We start from the raw sequence: 18,127 nt of genomic DNA, 5'->3' as shown, positions 1-18,127 counted from the left end.
AAGGCCAGATTTTCCTTTCTTTCACAGGTCTGTGGAAGAAGAAATCTCTCAAAATAAACAGCAAGACTTTCCTGTCAGGAATACTTCTTCGTCCGCCGCGTCGGCGCCGTATTCGCCGGATCGTCCGGCCAGACGTGTTTGGGATACCGTCCCTTCATCTCTTTCTGCACGTCACGGTAGCTCCCGGCCCAGAACGCCCCCAGATCGCGAGTGATCTGCAGGGGGCGATGCGCAGGCGAGAGCAGCTCAAGCACCAACGGCACCCGCCCTTCCGCAATAGACGGCGTGGTTGCCTCACCAAACATCTCCTGCATCCGAACCGCCAGCGCCGGAGGATTATCCTCATGATAACGAATGGCAATCCGGCTCCCGGTGGGCACAGTGTAATGCCCAGGAAGCTCACTATCCAGACGTTGACGTAATGACCAGTCCAGTAAATTCTGTAACGCGGTCTTAACATCAAGCGCCTTAAGGGCGCGCAGAGAGTGCACGCCGCTCATTTGCGGCAGCAGCCACTGCTCAAGCGTCGCGAGCAGCTTCTCATCATCCACCGCGGGCCAGCCGTATTCCGGTAGCCACTTCGCGGCGCAGTGCAGACGAATGCGATACTGTTCAGCTTCCGGCGTCCAGTTCAGAACGTTAAGGCCCTTTTCCCGAATGCCGTTCAGCATTGCCTGGTGTAACTCTTCTTCCGACGGCTTCGCCAGCGGTTTCGTCCCGAGGATCAGTTTGCCAATCTGACTACGCCGAAACGCCTTTAGCGTCCCCTGAGCGTCATCCCATTCCACGATGTCCGATTGCTGGAGCAGCTGCGGGCAGGTACGCGTCAGGGCATCTATGTCCACGGCAATCGCCTGTAAAATACGGGCATCAGGAGACTGGCTGCCCTGAAGCAGGAGCGGCGCGATCAGCCATTCATGTCGCGTCAGGGCATCATCGCTGTCCAGCATCGCCCCCATGCCGTTTGCCAGCTGGTAGCGTCCATCCAGCCCGCGGCGGCGCGCAATCCTGTCCGGGAAGGCCAGCGCCAGAAGGGAGGCAATCTTATCGCCGTCAGGTGAACCGCCCCGGCAGTTCAGGCGTTTGCACAGCTGCTGCGCCCGCTGCTGCCAGTTTCCCTGATTGCGCGAAAACGCCTGCCCCAGATCGCTGCTGCCTCCGCGCGGCGGCTCCTCAAGAATAGCCACCAGTTTCGCCGCTGTGGCAATTTCATCTTCGCCCTGAGCGGCCACCAGCATCGCCGCCAGACGCGGATCGTTGCCCAGCGCCGCCATTTTCTGACCGCGCGCCGTCAGACGTTCCCCTTCCAGCGCGCCAAGCTGGGTGAGCAGGCTGCGCGCGGCGGCGAGATTCACGACAGGCGGTGGATTAAGCCAGGTGAGCTGTTCAGGATCCGGGCAGCCCCACAGCAGGAGATCCATCACCAGCCCGGAGAGATCGCTTTGTAAAATCTCCGGCGTGCTTTGCTGTGCCACGCGTTCAGCCTGCTCCGCGCTGGTCAAATGCAGGCAAATACCCGGCTCTAGACGCCCCGCACGGCCCGCGCGCTGCACCATTGACGCCTGACTGATGCGTTGTGTCAGCAATTTAGTCAGCCCGGTGCGCGGATCAAAGCTCGCCACCCTCTCCTGCGCGCTATCCACCACCAGGCGAATGCCTTCGATGGTTAAACTGGTTTCGGCAATGTTGGTTGCCAGCACGACTTTACGCTGCCCCGCCGGGGCGGGAAGGATGGCTTTACGCTGCTCGGTCAACGACAGGGCGCCATAGAGCGGGCAAAGCAGTACGTCACTGCCCACCCTGGAGGCCAGCCGCTCCTGCACGCGCTGAATCTCCCCCACGCCGGGCAAAAACAGCAGCAGCGAGCCGGGCGTCTGGCGAAGCAGGTCAGCAGTGGCAATAGCTACCGCTTCGTCAAAGCGCTGATGGGCAGGAAGCGGCTGATAGCGACGCTCAACAGGAAATGCCCGTCCTTCTGAGCTGATGACCGGCGCATCGGGTAATGTCTGTCGTAGCCGCTCGTTATCCAGCGTCGCCGACATAATCAGCAGCCGCAGATCGTCGCGCAGCCCCTGCTGAACGTCGAGCAACAGCGCGAGGGCCAGATCGGCCTGCAGGCTGCGCTCGTGGAATTCATCCAGGATCACCAGCCCGACGCCGTTCAACTCCGGGTCGTTTTGCAGCATGCGGGTAAGAATGCCCTCGGTGACCACCTCAAGCCGCGTGGACGGGCCGACGCAGGTTTCGGCGCGCATCCGGTAGCCTACCGTTTCACCCGGTTTTTCATTCAGCAGTTCCGCCAGGCGCTGCGCCACGTTGCGCGCGGCTAGCCTGCGCGGCTCCAGCAGGATAATTTTCCCGGCAATCTTCCCCTCTTTAAGGATCTGCAGCGGCAGCCAGGTAGATTTACCCGCCCCCGTAGGCGCGTTAAGCAAAACCTGCGGGGCATGTTGTAAGGCAGCGAGAAGCTCAGGAAGAACGACGGCGACCGGCAATGAGGACACTAACAGCTCCAGAGGGTTAACATTAGTCGGCGTACATTGTAGCATCGGCGCATATCATTACCGAGTCCCCCGTATGTCTGATTCGAAACGGCTGTTTTTTGCCATTGAATTGCCCACCACCCTACAGCGGCAAATCGTTCGCTGGCGCGCGGAACATTTTCCACCGGAGGCGGGCCGACCCGTTGCGGCGGCAAACCTGCACCTGACGCTGGCCTTTTTGGGTGACGTGAGCGCCGAAAAACAGCGGGCATTAGCCGCCATGGCCGGGCGTATTGCCCAGCCGGCGTTTACGCTGCACCTTGACGATGCGGGTCAGTGGCTGCGTTCGCGCGTGGTCTGGCTGGGTACGCGCCAGCCGCCGCGCGGGTTGTTACAGCTCGCCAATATGTTGCGCGCGCAGGCAGCGCGTAGTGGCTGTTACCAGAGCCCGCAGCCGTTTCATCCGCACGTCACGCTCCTGCGCGATGCCGGGCAGGCCGTTGCCATTCCGCCGCCGGGTTTTCACTGGGCTTTTCCGGTTAATGAATTCGCGCTTTATGAATCCGTCTTTGCACGGGGACGCACCCGCTACAGGCCGCTACAGCGCTGGACGTTGGGCGACACCACAAGGAATTCCGATGAAGTTTAGTCCTGCACTCCAGTCCGCCACGCTGATCCAACGCTATAAACGCTTCCTCGCCGACGTAGTGACGCCGGAAGGCGAAGAGCTCACCCTGCACTGCCCCAACACCGGCGCCATGACCGGTTGCGCCGCGCCGGGTGACACGGTCTGGTATTCCACTTCAGAAAATACTAAACGCAAATATCCCCATACCTGGGAAATAACCGAAACGCAAAACGGGGCGTTTATTTGTGTTAATACTCTGCGTGCAAATCAGCTGGTTAAGGAAGCGCTGACGAATGGCGCCATTCCCGAACTGGTGGGTTACGGTACGCATAAAACAGAAGTGAAATACGGCGATGAAGGCAGCAGAATTGACTTCATGTTACAGGCGGAAGGCCGTCCTGAGTGCTATATTGAAGTAAAATCAGTGACGTTAGCGGAACAGGAAAACGGCTTCTTTCCGGATGCGGTAACGCTACGCGGGCAGAAGCATCTGCGAGAGCTAATGAGTGTTGCGGCGGCGGGCAAACGCGCCGTATTGCTGTTTGCGGTGTTGCATACAGCGATTGAACGGTTTTCCCCTGCCCGCCATATCGATCCTAAATACGCACAACTGTTGAATGAGGCACAAAAGCAGGGGGTAGAGGTTTTAGCTTATAAAGCGGAACTTTCTGCCGATAATATGACTCTGAGATCGTCTCTTCCCATTGTCTTATAAGGGATTAGACGATTGATGAATAAGTGTTCTGGCCGCGTGCGCAAATACGCTTTTCCTCACAGGCTTGTCAAGTGTTACGTTTAGATAATTGCCATACGGAAAAGCATCTGCTATTTATAGCGACCTGATTTTTCCCCCAACACGGGGATCGATAGTGCGTGTTAAGGAGAAGCAACATGCAAGAAGGGCAAAACCGTAAAACATCGTCCCTGAGTATTCTCGCCATCGCTGGGGTGGAGCCGTATCAAGAGAAGCCGGGCGAAGAGTATATGAACGAAGCCCAGCTGTCGCACTTCAAGCGTATTCTTGAAGCATGGCGTAATCAACTCAGGGATGAAGTGGATCGCACCGTTTCGCATATGCAGGATGAAGCTGCTAACTTCCCGGATCCGGTAGACCGTGCCGCTCAGGAAGAAGAGTTCAGCCTCGAACTGCGTAACCGTGACCGCGAACGCAAGCTGATCAAAAAGATCGAGAAAACGCTGAAAAAAGTCGAAGACGAAGATTTTGGCTACTGCGAATCCTGCGGTGTTGAAATCGGTATTCGTCGCCTGGAAGCGCGTCCAACCGCCGATCTGTGCATCGACTGTAAAACGCTGGCCGAAATCCGCGAAAAACAGATGGCCGGCTAACGCCAGCGCTGTTTATACACTTCAAAGGCGGGAGTCTCTCCCGCCTTGTTACTGTTGATATGTCTGAATCACACTATATCGGGCGCTTTGCGCCATCTCCTTCCGGTGAATTACACTTCGGCTCATTAATTGCCGCGCTTGGCAGCTACCTGCAGGCTCGCGCCAGTCAGGGTAAATGGCTCGTCCGCATCGAAGATATTGACCCTCCGCGTGAAGTTCCCGGTGCTGCAGACACCATTCTGCGTCAGCTGGAACATTACGGTCTTCACTGGGACGGCGACGTTCTGTGGCAGTCACAACGTCATGAGGCTTATCGGGAACGTCTGGCCTGGCTCAGCGCTCAGGGGCTCTCCTATAACTGCACCTGCACCCGCGCGCGTATCCAGAGCGTGGGAGGTGTGTATGACGGCCACTGCCGCACGCTGAATCTTCCCCCGGAAAATGCCGCCGTACGCTTGCTACAGCGCGCGCCCGTCACCCGCTTCCACGATCGGCTCTCCGGTGAGATTAGGGCGGATGAACGTCTGGCATGTGAAGATTTTATTATTCACCGTCGTGATGGTCTGTTTGCGTATAACCTGGCGGTGGTCGTCGACGATCATTTCCAGGGCGTGACGGAAATTGTGCGCGGGGCGGACCTGGTCGAACCGACCGTACGGCAAATCTCGCTTTATCATCAGTTTGGCTGGACGGCGCCGGATTACATTCATCTGCCGCTGGCGGTCAATGCGCAGGGCGTTAAGCTCTCCAAGCAAAACCACGCCCCGGCCCTGCCAGACGGCGATCCGCGTCCTGTTTTGATCGACGCGCTGCGATTTCTCAACCAGAATGTAACCAACGAATGGCAGGATCTGCGCATTGACGAATTGCTGAAAATAGCCATTGCCAACTGGACGCTCGCGGCAGTGCCAAAAATCCAGCATTCTCAAATGCGTTGCGCTGAGCTATGATTAGCCGCTTTTTTCATAACAAAACACACTACGAGGTGTACCATTTTTACCCGAGTCGCTAATTTTTGCCGTAAAGTGCTAAGCCGCGAAGAGAGCATGGCGAACGACGCTATTGCACAGCCACACATGTCGGTTATTCCGCGTGAGCAGCACAATATTTCCCGCAAAGATATCAGTGAAAATGCCCTCAAGGTACTCTATCGTCTGAATAAAGCGGGCTACGAGGCCTATCTCGTTGGCGGTGGGGTGCGTGATTTACTGCTGGGCAAAAAACCTAAAGATTTCGACGTGACGACCAGCGCCACGCCCGAGCAGGTGCGTAAATTATTCCGCAACTGCCGTCTCGTTGGCCGCCGTTTCCGTCTGGCTCACGTGATGTTTGGGCCGGAAATCATCGAAGTGGCGACCTTCCGCGGCCACCACGAAGCGGGTGCATCCGACCGCACCACGTCACAGCGCGGCCAGAACGGTATGCTGCTGCGCGACAATATCTTCGGCTCTATCGAAGAAGATGCCCAGCGTCGCGACTTCACCATCAATAGCCTTTATTACAGCGTGGCGGATTTCACCGTGCGTGATTACGTCGGCGGCATGCAGGACCTGAAAGAGGGTCTGATCCGCCTGATCGGCACGCCGGAAACGCGCTATCGTGAAGATCCGGTGCGCATGCTGCGCGCCGTGCGTTTTGCCGCCAAGCTGAACATGCGCATCAGTCCGGAAACCGCAGAGCCGATCCCGCGTCTGGCGACGCTGATTAACGACGTGCCGCCTGCCCGCCTGTTTGAAGAGGCGCTGAAGCTGCTGCAGGCCGGCTACGGGTTCGAAACCTACAAACTTCTGCGCGAATACAACCTGTTCCAGCCGCTGTTCCCGACCATTACCCGTTACTTCACCGAAAACGGTGACAGCCCAATGGAGCGGATGATTGCGCAGGTACTGAAAAATACCGACACCCGCATCCATAACGATATGCGCGTGAACCCGGCATTCCTGTTTGCGGCAATGTTCTGGTACCCGCTGCTGGAAACGGCTCAAAGAATCACCCAGGAGAGCGGCCTCGCCTATTACGATGCCTTCGCGCTGGCCGCGAACGATGTATTGGACGAAGGGTGCCGCACGCTGGCTATCCCAAAACGTATTACCACGCTGGTGCGCGACATCTGGCAGCTTCAGCTGCGCATGTCCCGCCGTCAGGGCAAACGTGCCTGGAAGCTGATGGAGCATCCAAAGTTCCGCGCCGCCTTCGACCTGCTGTCGCTGCGTGCGGAAACTGAACGCAATCAGGAGCTGCAGCGCCTGGCGCAGTGGTGGGCCGAATTCCAGGTTTCCGCCCCGCCGGAGCAGAAAGATATGCTGACCGGGCTGGATGAAGAACCTGCCCCGCGTCGCCGTCATCGTCGTCCGCGCAAACGCGCACCGCGTCGTGAAGGGACAGCATGACCCTCGCGTATATCGCCATCGGCAGCAATTTAGCCTCTCCGCTGGAGCAGGTGAATGCTGCCGTACAGGCGCTGGGTGAGATCCCGCAAAGCCGTATCGTGGCGGTCTCCTCCTTTTACCGCACGCCGCCGCTAGGCCCGCAGGATCAGCCTGATTATCTGAACGCCGCCGTGGTGCTGGAAACATCCCTCGATGCCGAAACGCTGCTGGACAACACTCAGCGCATCGAACTGCAGCAGGGGCGCGTACGCAAAGCCGAACGCTGGGGGCCGCGCACGCTTGATCTCGATATTATGCTGTTCGGCCATGAGGTGATTAACACTGAACGCCTCACCGTACCGCATTACGACATGAAAAATCGTGGCTTTATGCTCTGGCCGCTCTTTGAAGTGGCGCCCGATCTCACCTTCCCGGAAGGCATCCCGCTCAAGGCCGTTCTGGACAACCTGAACGCGGAAAGACCCGCTCGCTGGTGATCCTCTTCCCTCACCGGTTGACCACAAAATAATTGTGGTTAATCGGTTGCCTAAAATCATTGTTCCCTCGAATGTTACTGTTAGAATGCGCAAAGATTCGCTTTTGGGCTATCAGGAAACAGTATGAAACCAACCACCATCTCCTTACTGCAGAAATGCAAACAGGAAAAAAAACGCTTCGCCACCATCACCGCGTATGACTACAGCTTCGCCAAACTGTTTGCCGAAGAGGGGATCAACGTCATGCTGGTCGGAGATTCGTTAGGGATGACGGTACAAGGACATGATTCCACCCTGCCGGTCACGGTCGAAGATATTGCATATCACACCCGTGCGGTACGCCGCGGTGCGCCAGGCTGCCTTCTGCTTTCCGACCTGCCGTTTATGGCCTATGCCACGCCAGAGCAGGCATTTGAAAACGCGGCGGCAGTGATGCGCGCTGGTGCTAACATGGTCAAAATTGAAGGCGGCGCCTGGCTGGTGGAGACGGTGAAAATGCTCACCGAACGCGCCGTGCCGGTGTGTGGTCATTTGGGCCTGACCCCGCAGTCCGTCAACATCTTTGGCGGGTATAAGGTGCAGGGCCGCGGCGACGCAGCGCATACGCTGTTTGAGGATGCCCTGGCGCTGGAAGCCGCAGGCGCCCAGCTGCTGGTGCTGGAGTGCGTGCCGGTTGAGCTGGCGAAACGCATCACCGACGCACTCTCCATTCCGGTGATTGGTATTGGTGCAGGCAACGTGACCGACGGTCAGATTCTGGTGATGCACGACGCCTTTGGTATTACTGGTGGGCATATCCCGAAATTTGCCAAAAATTTCCTCACTGAAGCGGGCGACATGCGCGCTGCGGTCAGGCAGTATATTGCCGACGTTGAATCCGGTGTTTACCCGGGTGAAGAACACAGTTTCCATTAAGGAGTCTCGTTGTGCTAATCATTGAAACCCTGCCGCTGCTTCGCCAGCATATCCGCCGCGCGCGTCAGGAAGGTAAACGTATCGCACTGGTCCCGACCATGGGCAACCTGCATGACGGCCACATGAAGCTCGTCGACGAAGCCCGTGCGCGAGCAGATATCGTGGTGGTCAGTATCTTCGTGAACCCCATGCAGTTCGACCGCGCCGACGATCTGGCACGCTATCCGCGCACTCTGCAGGAAGATTGCGAGAAGCTCAAAAAACGCCACGCGGATATCGTCTTCTCACCTGCACCGGCGGACGTTTACCCGCAGGGTACCGAAGAGGCGACCTACGTTGACGTCCCGGGCATTTCTACCATGCTGGAAGGAGCAAGCCGTCCGGGCCACTTCCGCGGCGTCTCCACCATCGTCAGCAAGCTATTTAACCTGGTGCAGCCGGACGTTGCCTGCTTCGGTGAGAAAGATTTCCAGCAGCTGGCGCTGATCCGCAAGATGGTTGCTGACATGGGTTACGATATTGAGATCGTCGGCGTACCGATTGTGCGTGCGAAAGACGGTCTGGCACTCAGCTCGCGGAATGGTTACCTGACCGCCGAACAGCGTAAAATCGCGCCGGGCCTGAGCAAGGTTATGAACACCATGGCAGAGCAGATGCTGGCAAAAGAGTTAACAGCAGAAGAGATTATTGCCCTTGCCGAGCAGGCGCTTAACGATAAGGGCCTTCGTGCTGACGACGTACAAATTCGTGATGCTGATACGCTGCTGGAATTAACCCAGAACAGCAAGCGCGCAGTCATCCTGGTGGCGGCATGGCTCGGCCAGGCACGCCTGATTGACAATAAAGTGGTTGAGCTGGCGTAGTTCTTCACCCTTGATAATTAAAGGTAAACGTAATGATTCGCAAAATGCTGCAAGGTAAGCTTCACCGTGTGAAAGTCACGCAGGCCGACCTGCACTATGAAGGCTCCTGCGCCATTGACCAGGATTTTCTCGACGCGGCGGGTATCCTTGAAAACGAAGCGATTGATATCTGGAACGTGAACAACGGTAAACGCTTCTCTACTTATGCGATTGCCGCCGAGCGCGGTTCTAAAATCATCTCCGTTAACGGCGCTGCGGCGCACTGTGCGGACGTGGGCGACATTGTGATCATCGCCAGCTTCGTGATGATGTCTGACGAAGAAGCCCGCCGCTGGCAGCCTAAAGTGGCCTACTTCGAAGGCGACAATGAAATGAAGCGCACCGCAAAGGCGATTCCGGTTCAGGTTGCCTGATTCTAACAAGGAGCGGAACCCTCTGGATCCGCTCCTTAACAGGAAAAAACACATCATTGTGAATTATGTAAATAGCATCTCTTTACTCATTTCTCTTATTTTCACCTCTCTTTTCGCGTCTTCTTTCTTCAATAAACATTCCCCTCAGTTATATACGAAGGGAAAATGATCAATGTCATTAATAATCCAAGCCTGCCAATAGCATATCAACGCAATAAAAAATAACCCCCAGTGTTTTTTTTGAGATCATTTTCAAGATCTTTTTCAATGACTTATCAATCTTTAATTTTTTCTAATTATAACTTTTAGTAATTCTAAATACCCAACGTATACAGAGATCCCTATCATCATTTTGCTTGTATTAAATCATTACAATGTTTTTTAAATGGAATTTCAATTATGTTAAAAAAAACGTTATTAGCTTCAGCTGTAGCTTTGTTTGCAGTAGGTTCTTTTTCAGCAATCGCAGATACGGATCTTGGTTTAATCACCTTTGATGGTGCGGTAACAGACACAACATGTAATATTTCCACCTCTAATGGTGAATCACAAAGCAATATTACTATTACCTTACCCGTCGTTAAAAAATCTGAAGTTGAATCCACAACTATTGATACTGGCGTCGGTTCCAAAAACTTTGAACTGCTGCTCACCAATTGCCCTGAGACATTAAAGAATGCTTCTGCAAGCTTCATGTCAAAAAATATGGGCGCTATTGCGAACGGTACTATTGAACCCGATGCTAACGTACAAGGCTCTGCAACCAACGTTGCACTTGCCCTGTTTAACAATGCCCCAACCATTTCATCTCGTATTATGGTAGGCCAGCCTGACAATAATACGCAGAAAACAGACCTGAAAGCCGGCTCCGGTAAACTGTTCTACCGTGTTGCTTATGTCCCTGGCTCCAACTGGGTGAAAGATACTAGCCCTGTACAGTCAGGTAAAGTCAGCGCCAACGCTTACTTCACCATGAGCTACGAATAATTTTATTCGTCCTGTTAATGTGCCCAGCCGGGCACATTTTTTCGTATTATTTGAGAGTAGACATGTACTTACTGAATATTAAGAGCGGATTAAAAGCCCTGCTGCTGGCCTCGGTGAGCGTTTTTGCTCTTAACGCCAGTGCAGATATTGTGATTTCCGGCACCCGTGTCATTTATCCAGAATCGGCAAAAGACGTAACGGTGTCTATGGATAACCGTGGCACCAGACCTTTACTGGTACAAACCTGGCTCGATGACGGAAGAGATACCACTAATCCTCAAGAGCTGAAACTTCCCTTTATTGTCACGCCTCCTGTATCGCGTGTAGAACCGCAAAAAGGGCAAACGGTCAGAATCACCTGGCTTGGTCAGTCATTGCCAAAAGATAAAGAATCCCTGTTCTGGTTTAACGTTCTGGAAGTTCCGCCAAAGGCAAAGGAAAGCGATACGCAAAGCATGCTTCAGCTGGCATTCCGTACCCGCATAAAACTCTTTTTCCGGCCTACAGGTTTGAAAGGAGAACCGACAGATGCGGCTAAAAATCTTAAATGGACTGAAACCCGGCAAGGTCAAAATATCGTTTTAAGTGCGAAGAATGATTCACCTTATTATGTATCACTGGCGGGGGCAACGCTTATTGCTGGTGCTAAAAGTTACGATATTGAAACGCATTATATTGAGCCATTCTCAAGCCAGACTATGAACGTAAAAAATCATAACACCCTGGGGTATAACAAAATCACCTGGCAAGCCATCAATGATTTCGGTGGAATTGATAAGTATGAATCCATACAGAATTGATTATTTATCCGCCTCGTATCATTCGGAATGACTATAATTAGCTTAACTCTGGGACAGAGTACATCATGCGGTTTAAACGTTCACTACTATGTTTATCGATAAGTGCGGTATTGCCGTTTTGTGCATTTGCTGCTGAAAATAATAAAGAAGAAGACGTGCAGTTTAACGATCAGTTTCTTTATAACACCGGTACATCAATTGATGTCAGCCGTTTTTCAAAAGGCAACCCTGTTCTTGCCGGGACGTATAAGGTGAAGGTGGTTATTAACGGAAAACCTTCCATTACCACGGATCTTGTGTTTAAGGAGAATGGTACACCGCGCGCCACGCCCTGCATCACGCGTAAACTGCTCACCCAGACAAATGTAGCAACCGAGCAACTTAAACCAGCAGGGGATGATTCCGAAGATACGTGCATCTCTGTGTCAGACGCCTATCCCGGCTCACGTGTGGCTTACGATCCTTCCACACAGGAGTTGGACCTTTCTATTCCCCAGGCTTTCGTCATTCAGCGCCCGACGGGATTTGTCGATCCTTCACTTTGGGAAGACGGGATCCCGGCGGCGATGCTCTCCTGGGATCTTAACGGCTGGCACGCTGACACGTCTGATTACAGCACCGATACGGCCTACGCAGGGTTGCGCTATGGAGCAAACCTGGGCCCGTGGCGGCTCCGGGCACGAGGTAATCTGAACTGGGATCGGGATTCCGGTACCCATTACGCCAGCCAGGACATTTATCTCCAGCGTGATATCACGCCGCTGAAAGCACAGTTTATCGCGGGAGATTCCTACACCCGTGGAGATGCTTTCGATTCCATTAGTCTGCGCGGGGCGCGTTTATATAACGATGATCGTATGCTTCCTAATGGCATATCGACTTATGCGCCGGTGATTCGGGGTGTGGCAAACAGCAACGCCAAAGTCACGATCGCACAGAGCGGAAACACGATTTACGAAACCTCCGTCCCGCCGGGGCCCTTTGAAATCTCAGATCTCAGTACGACGGGTTATGGCAGCGATCTTATCGTCACTGTAGAAGAAGCGGATGGCAGCAAACGTTCCTTCTCGGTCGCGTATTCCTCGGTCGCGCAAATGCTGCGCCCGGGCTACTCCCGATGGGATGTCGGCGTGGGCGAACTGCGTGACGATAACCTACGTGACAAGCCAAAGGTAGGTTACGCCACGGGTTATTATGGATTAACCAATACCTTCACAGGTTATGCGGGTCTGGAGTACACCGATAGCGATTTTTACGCCGCATTGGTGGGTTTGGCTATGAACACCCGCATTGGCGCATTCGCCTTTGATGTCACGCATTCTGATGCCCGGATCGACGGCTTACGGCATCTTAAGGGTGAGAGTTATCGTATCTCCTACAGCAAACTCATGGAAGCCACGAATACCTCTTTCAACGTAGCAGCATACCGGTTTTCGACATCTGACTATCTCAGCCTGAGCGATGCAGCTTCCTTGACCAACGAGATCAAATACCGTGACAGGGAACTTAACCCTGACCGTGATAACAGCGATGTGTACCAGACTTTCCAGCGCATGAAGAACCAGATCCAGGTGAACATCAGCCAGCCGTTGGCCTTTAACGGCCTTGATTTGGGATCGCTGTATGTCAACTCCACCTGGCAGGACTACTGGAATGAAAGCAGCTCATCAGCGCAGTACTCGGTTGGCCACAGTCAATCGTTAAGCTGGGGAAGTTACAGCCTCTCCGTGCAGCGCACCTACAACGAGTTCGGGGAAAAAGATGATAGTGTCTATCTGAGCCTCACAATTCCTTTCGACACGCTGATGGGTAACGGCAAGCGTGCAGGCGGGTTCTCATCCCTCACCACGGGCATCGGCAGCGATCTAAAAGGCGGTGGAAGTTTTAACGCCAGCGCCAACGGCAACACCGAAGATAACCGGTTCAGTTACAGCATCACCGAAAGCACCACGCGTAACGACGATACGTTAAATCAGCTAAGCGGTTACGGGAGTTATAACGGCCCGCATGGACCGGTGAGTCTTTCCGTCTCCGCATCCGATGATGATAGCCGACAATATTCCGCCAGCTATAGCGGCGGGATGATTCTGCACTCTGGTGGCATAACACTCGCCCCTGGCAGCATTAGCGAAAGCGATACGCTTGCGCTGATTAAAGCTGAGGGAGCAGAAGGTGCCCGAGTCTCCATCGGTAACGGTGAAATTGGCTCTTCAGGCTATGCCCTTATGCCCTATCTGTCTGCCTACCGTGAAAACAACGTCGGTCTTGATATCAGCGATATGCGCTCTGACGTTGAAGTGAAAAATACCCGTTCCACTACTGTCCCTCGTAGCGGTGCCGTTGTGCTGGTTAATTTTGAGACCGATCAAGGGCGTTCAGTGTTAATGGAACTAACGCGTGACGACGGTGGGTTTATTCCGCTTGGTGCCGATGTTCAAACTGAGCAAGGCGTATCCGTAGGTAGCGTAGGCCAGGCCGGCCAAGCCTGGATTCGCGGAATTGAAGATAAAGGGTTGTTAAAAATCATCTGGGGAAGTGAGTCCGGCACATCCTGTACTGTCTCCTATCAGATTCCGCCCAACGCGAAAAAGATTGGACCAACAACGCTGCTGACAGGCCAGACCTGCCACATCACAGTATTATAAAAGGAGTTAGAGCATGCTTTTTAAACCTGGGAAAAAAACAGGATTATGGGTATTAAGTTCGAGTCTGATGGCGCTGTCGCTCGGAACATACGCCGATAATCTCGATATTACCTTTACCGCTAATATCCGTGACACCACCTGCGATATGAAAATTGAAGGTGGCAGCGGTGATGGCTCCAGCAACGTTATTCCCATTGGCACCGACGGCAAGGTACGCCTGGATTACATCATCCTCAAAAATGCCAAAGCAACAACAAATTTTAAACTCAAAATGGTCTCATGCCCTTCGAGTCTGACAAAGCTGAACACGACCATTAGTGGTAGTGCCAGCCCACTGAATACGGCAATTAAAAATTCACTCTCCGGTGAGGGCAGCGCAGAAAATATTGGCGTGGCGATTTCCCGCACCGCCACTCCGGATGCCCCTTTTGTCATTAATTCATCCACTGATACTCAGCGCCTCGTCTGGTCGAGCGGAGAAATAAGTGCTGGCGAAGTTCAACTCCTGGCGACGCTGGTGGAAACTGCAAGCGGGCAAGGCATGACCGGCAACTTTAGCGGTATCGCTACGTTTAATTTCACCTATGAATAACTGGCGCAATACGGAGCGTTAATATGAAAAAGAAAATGACATCACTGGTGTTTGCGATGACTGCCATCCTGCCTTCCGTTTGTTTAAGCGCCATTACGGGTACGACGAGCGTTCAGGCCACCTTTACGTCCACCATTGAAGCCGGAACCTGTAATGCCGAGATTCAGGATGCGAGCGGGGCTCCCATTAGCATCTTGCCGTTTGGCGATGTATTTAAGTCCGATCTGGTGAGCCAGAACCGAACAGGGGCATTCAAAATCGCGTTCACTAACTGTGCCGGGGTCAAAAATGCCTCCGTTCAAGCCACGCCGGGTGCTGGCGGGTCCTGTACTGGCAATGCCAAAAATGGGAACTCATATGCAGCCGGGCATAACGTTGGTTTTGAAATCTGGAAAGGTTCTGTCGACTCAGGTTCCCTGCTGAACTGCGCCACGGCCCCAACTTCTATCGTCAACCTGTCTAACGGGGCGGGAAAATTTGAAATGGATGCGCGCATCGTTATTGCTAAAGATAAAACCATTTCTGACGTGACCACTGGTTCGGTCAGCGCCCCTGTGACTTTTATCGTGACCTATCAATAATGTTTATTAAGACTGATAGCTTAAACAGGATGTTCCACTCCCGCTTAAACTTTAGAAGTGCGATGTTATGGCTCGCCTGCTGTCTGGGGTTTCCCGCAGCAGGTTTTGCCTCGAGCCTGGAGATGGATATGACGGCAAACATCATCAACAATACGTGTCAGGTAAGTATTCCGAATGATGGCAAAGTTATTTTACCGATCGTTGGCAAAGGTTGGTTTTATAACTCCGACGGCAGCCCACGGCTACAACCCGGTGACGCAGCTGGGGGAACGCGCTTCGAAATTCAGCTGAAAAGCTGTGCGGAAAGTGAATCTGGACTGGCAAAAACCCTGCATTTTGAGTTTAAACCTCAAAGTGGGATAGTTATCGGAAGCTCTCAACAGGTGTTCGCCAATGAAATTCCCGCCTCCGGGGGAGGAGCAGAGAACGTCGGCGTTGTGATTTTCTCAGAAAAAGACAATACCAATGTGGTCAATGCGTCAGGAACGTCAGATGTTATTTTTGATGTATCTAACCAAACCGAAAGCCAGTATTTAACAAATTATAATTTCTATGCCCGTTATCAAGACACAGGGATTGTCAGCGCGGGGAAAGTTACCACAAGCGTGCTGGTCAGCGTTACTTACAATTAAAATATACCAAGCATCGGATATAAGGAATTTTTGAATGTGTTATATAGCAGGAGCCGGAACAAGTCATTTCTTCATAAAAGGTGCAGGCCTTGCTTTGTCAATTCTTGCAATAAGTTTTTCTGCATCGGCCGATTTGTATGAATGCAAATTTAATGGTTACAGTGTTCAGCCTATTTCGGATGTCAAAGGTGCAAAGCCCAAGATCGTTCCCCTGGAGAGCGTCAGCGCGCCAACAAAAATAAGCGGCCTTATTGATTTGCAGGTGACTCCGGGCCTCTACTCCTGGTGCTCAATGGGTAGAGATGGCGAGCGCGTCTATCAGAAAACGGACAGTACACTGGTCGTCGGTGGCGTGGACGGAAAAGCACTCTTTAAAACTAACGTAACGGGGATCGCCTATACGCTGGCCATGTACCCGACCAACAACGCTTTTAATGCCTTTTTCCCTTCGACTACAGGAAGTTATGTAGAAACGGCCAATCAGGGGGATAATTCGGATCTGGTTAAAGCAGTATGGTGGTATGCCCGTATGGAATTTTATCAATTACCCTCATATGCTGGCGTGCCCGCAAGCGTCACACAGATTGGTCCAGTGGCCGGGAATATTGGCAATATTGTCGTAGGTAACCCCTGGAGCTCAGATGAAAGTGACCATCCACGTCCGTTAATCACGATACCCGATATGGCCTTCAATGTTCCTGTTGAAAAACCGACCTGCACTCTTACGGCTCCTAAAAGCGTAGATCTGGGGGAGTATGATGTTTCCGATGTCGAGAACGATAACACGCAAAAAGTCTCTGCTACCGTGTCAGGGAATTGCACCAACACACGCAAAATTACGATGAAGTTGACCACCAGCAAGACAACCGGGACTGATGGCTCTTTACTCGCGAACACCGCATCGTCGAATGCGGCAAAAGGCGTGGGCGTGTTGCTGAAGTGGCCGGACAACAGCCTGGCGGTGCCTAATTCAACTAACAACTATGCGACAAAAGGGAACACCATCATCCCGTCATTTAGCGAGTCTCTCACGGCTCAGTTGGTTAAATCTGGTACAGAAAAAGTCACTTCAGGAACGTTCAGCGCCATCGGCACTTTGCAGGTCACCTACGAATAGCTTATCCCTGCGGCTGATTGCTGATCAGCCGCGACATCGTCTCCAGCGAATCCGTTCTTAAAATATAGAGTCGTTTGAGTAAGAACGGATTATCCCCCGGCTTCACCTTCCCCTTCACCGTGGTCACGGCCAGATGGAAACCGGCATCATTCGCCGCCTTGATCGCCTTATTGTCATAGCCGCCAAAGGGATAAGAAAGGTAGAGCACACGCGGGTTGAACTGTGACAGCGCGCGACGAGAACGCTCAAAATCAAACAGGATCACGTGATAGCTGCGGCTCAGTAAGATCGGGTGTTTATACCCGTCCACGCGGTGCAGGAAGTGAGTGTGCGACTGAATGTCGAACACATCCTGAATGCCCTTAATTTCCTGAACGCTCATAAACTGCAGCGATTTAGGATCCCACTTCTGCGGATGGCCTTTAATACGTGACGAAATGATAAACGCCGTCGCGTTGAAGCCATACTCTTTCAGCACAGGATACGCGTAACGGCTCACCGACTTCAGGCCGTCGTCAAAGGTAATCACCACCGCCTTCGCGGGCAGGTTCATCTTGTTGCGCACGTAGCCTTCCAGCTGATACATCGTCAGCGTGGTGTACCCCTGGTCGCGAAGCCAGGTCATCTGGTTGCTGAACGCGCGCACGCTGGTGGTGGTGGAGGTATGGCGAAAACGGGTGTTCTCCTCATCGCGCAGGATATGGTGATAGGTCAGAACCGGAATGCCGTTATCTTCCTGCGCATCCAGGCTGCTTATCCACGCCAGGCGGTTGCCGATGCGGATCTGATACCAGGTCTGGTTCAGGCGGTCTTTGAGTTTATTCAGAATGGGATAGCGCAGGTTGGCGCTCAGGGTGCCAAAGGGCGCGCTTCCGCTATTGGGCGCGTTATAGACGGGCGTATCTTTCCAGGTGATGAGGTTCTGGTTACTGAGCGGCTTGTTCAGGTCGCCCAGGCTGTCCTCAACGCGTTGCTTACCCTGCACTTTCTCAAGGTGGTCTTTATCAATAAAGCCGGTACCGAACCCGAAGCGAAATTCGTAATAATCCGCCGCCGCGGGAAAGACCGCGATGATCTGCCCTGCGCGAATATTGCCCACATTAACCACGGAGTTACCTACCTGAGCCCAGATGGCAGCATCCTCAGTGGTTTGCATATATTGAGCAGGAAGCCCTTGCTGACTTATCAGGCTGGCAGACGCCCCGCCGGAAACCAGCAGCAAAAGGAGAAAGAACACGCGCATGAACATAGGATATAA

Annotated in this window: 18 protein-coding genes; 16 read left to right on the top strand and 2 right to left on the bottom strand. The window is 53.3% G+C overall.

Annotated features, from left to right (window positions below; translation table 11 throughout):
* Window positions 1-74: 74 nt before the first annotated feature.
* A complete protein-coding gene (gene hrpB, locus OKF39_RS04890) occupies window positions 75-2,504 on the bottom strand; it encodes an ATP-dependent helicase HrpB (protein WP_479983533.1) in 2,430 nt (809 codons plus the stop codon).
* A gap of 73 nt (window positions 2,505-2,577) precedes the next feature.
* Between hrpB and thpR the strand changes: the two genes are divergently transcribed.
* The 16 genes from thpR to OKF39_RS04810 all read left to right on the top strand — a co-directional run bounded on the left by thpR (window position 2,578) and on the right by OKF39_RS04810 (window position 16,869).
* On the top strand, window positions 2,578-3,132 hold the full coding sequence (gene thpR / locus OKF39_RS04885; protein WP_047367352.1) for an RNA 2',3'-cyclic phosphodiesterase: 555 nt from the start codon (window positions 2,578-2,580) through the stop codon (window positions 3,130-3,132).
* Window positions 3,122-3,826, top strand: a complete 705-nt coding sequence (gene sfsA, locus OKF39_RS04880; RefSeq protein ID WP_041911210.1) for a DNA/RNA nuclease SfsA — start codon at window positions 3,122-3,124, stop codon at window positions 3,824-3,826. Before thpR ends, sfsA begins: the two co-directional genes overlap by 11 nt.
* 176 nt (window positions 3,827-4,002) lie before the next feature.
* Complete coding sequence (gene dksA / locus OKF39_RS04875) at window positions 4,003-4,458, top strand: RNA polymerase-binding protein DksA (protein WP_013095632.1); 456 nt, start codon at window positions 4,003-4,005, stop codon at window positions 4,456-4,458.
* Window positions 4,459-4,517: 59 nt separating this feature from the next.
* Window positions 4,518-5,408 (top strand): tRNA glutamyl-Q(34) synthetase GluQRS, encoded by an 891-nt coding sequence (gluQRS, locus tag OKF39_RS04870; RefSeq protein WP_063943794.1) that lies wholly within the window; start codon window positions 4,518-4,520, stop codon window positions 5,406-5,408.
* 42 nt (window positions 5,409-5,450) lie between these two features.
* Window positions 5,451-6,848 carry a polynucleotide adenylyltransferase PcnB gene (gene pcnB, locus OKF39_RS04865; protein ID WP_072252701.1) on the top strand — a complete coding sequence of 466 codons (1,398 nt, stop codon included), beginning with the start codon at window positions 5,451-5,453 and terminating at the stop codon, window positions 6,846-6,848.
* The gene (gene folK, locus OKF39_RS04860; protein WP_047367349.1) at window positions 6,845-7,324 is read left to right on the top strand and encodes a 2-amino-4-hydroxy-6-hydroxymethyldihydropteridine diphosphokinase; all 480 of its coding nucleotides are present in this window, start codon (window positions 6,845-6,847) and stop codon (window positions 7,322-7,324) included. Before pcnB ends, folK begins: the two co-directional genes overlap by 4 nt.
* 123 nt (window positions 7,325-7,447) lie before the next feature.
* Window positions 7,448-8,239, top strand: coding sequence for a 3-methyl-2-oxobutanoate hydroxymethyltransferase (gene panB, locus OKF39_RS04855; RefSeq protein ID WP_324663023.1), 792 nt, complete (start codon window positions 7,448-7,450; stop codon window positions 8,237-8,239).
* Window positions 8,240-8,250: 11 nt separating this feature from the next.
* Entirely contained in the window at window positions 8,251-9,102 is an 852-nt protein-coding gene (gene panC, locus OKF39_RS04850) for a pantoate--beta-alanine ligase (protein ID WP_008501942.1), read from the top strand.
* A 32-nt stretch (window positions 9,103-9,134) separates the two neighbouring features.
* A complete protein-coding gene (gene panD / locus OKF39_RS04845; protein WP_003856284.1) occupies window positions 9,135-9,515 on the top strand; it encodes an aspartate 1-decarboxylase in 381 nt (126 codons plus the stop codon).
* Window positions 9,516-9,914: 399 nt separating this feature from the next.
* Window positions 9,915-10,502: a fimbrial protein gene (locus OKF39_RS04840; RefSeq protein ID WP_047367348.1), complete on the top strand. Its 588-nt coding sequence runs from the start codon at window positions 9,915-9,917 to the stop codon at window positions 10,500-10,502.
* A gap of 62 nt (window positions 10,503-10,564) precedes the next feature.
* Window positions 10,565-11,302, top strand: coding sequence for a fimbrial chaperone (locus OKF39_RS04835; protein ID WP_047367347.1), 738 nt, complete (start codon window positions 10,565-10,567; stop codon window positions 11,300-11,302).
* A gap of 65 nt (window positions 11,303-11,367) precedes the next feature.
* Window positions 11,368-13,947 carry an outer membrane usher protein gene (locus OKF39_RS04830; protein ID WP_479983532.1) on the top strand — a complete coding sequence of 860 codons (2,580 nt, stop codon included), beginning with the start codon at window positions 11,368-11,370 and terminating at the stop codon, window positions 13,945-13,947.
* A 13-nt stretch (window positions 13,948-13,960) separates the two neighbouring features.
* The gene (locus tag OKF39_RS04825) at window positions 13,961-14,539 is read left to right on the top strand and encodes a fimbrial protein (RefSeq protein WP_047367345.1); all 579 of its coding nucleotides are present in this window, start codon (window positions 13,961-13,963) and stop codon (window positions 14,537-14,539) included.
* A gap of 23 nt (window positions 14,540-14,562) precedes the next feature.
* On the top strand, window positions 14,563-15,120 hold the full coding sequence (locus OKF39_RS04820) for a fimbrial protein (RefSeq protein WP_047367344.1): 558 nt from the start codon (window positions 14,563-14,565) through the stop codon (window positions 15,118-15,120).
* Window positions 15,120-15,752 (top strand): fimbrial-like protein, encoded by a 633-nt coding sequence (locus OKF39_RS04815; RefSeq protein WP_309264704.1) that lies wholly within the window; start codon window positions 15,120-15,122, stop codon window positions 15,750-15,752. The genes OKF39_RS04820 and OKF39_RS04815 overlap by 1 nt, the downstream gene beginning before the upstream one ends.
* Before the next feature lie 34 nt (window positions 15,753-15,786).
* A complete protein-coding gene (locus tag OKF39_RS04810; protein ID WP_479983531.1) occupies window positions 15,787-16,869 on the top strand; it encodes a fimbrial protein StkG in 1,083 nt (360 codons plus the stop codon).
* Between the two features lies 1 nt (window position 16,870).
* On the opposite strand, the gene OKF39_RS04805 is transcribed toward OKF39_RS04810, so the two are convergent.
* Window positions 16,871-18,118 carry a polysaccharide deacetylase family protein gene (locus OKF39_RS04805; protein ID WP_049137768.1) on the bottom strand — a complete coding sequence of 416 codons (1,248 nt, stop codon included), beginning with the start codon at window positions 18,116-18,118 and terminating at the stop codon, window positions 16,871-16,873.
* Between the last annotated feature and the right edge of the window lie 9 nt (window positions 18,119-18,127).

The sequence above is a fragment of the Enterobacter cloacae complex sp. HYC042_NIDB genome (assembly GCF_056673315.1).
This window is presented reverse-complemented; position numbering and strand designations above follow the sequence as displayed.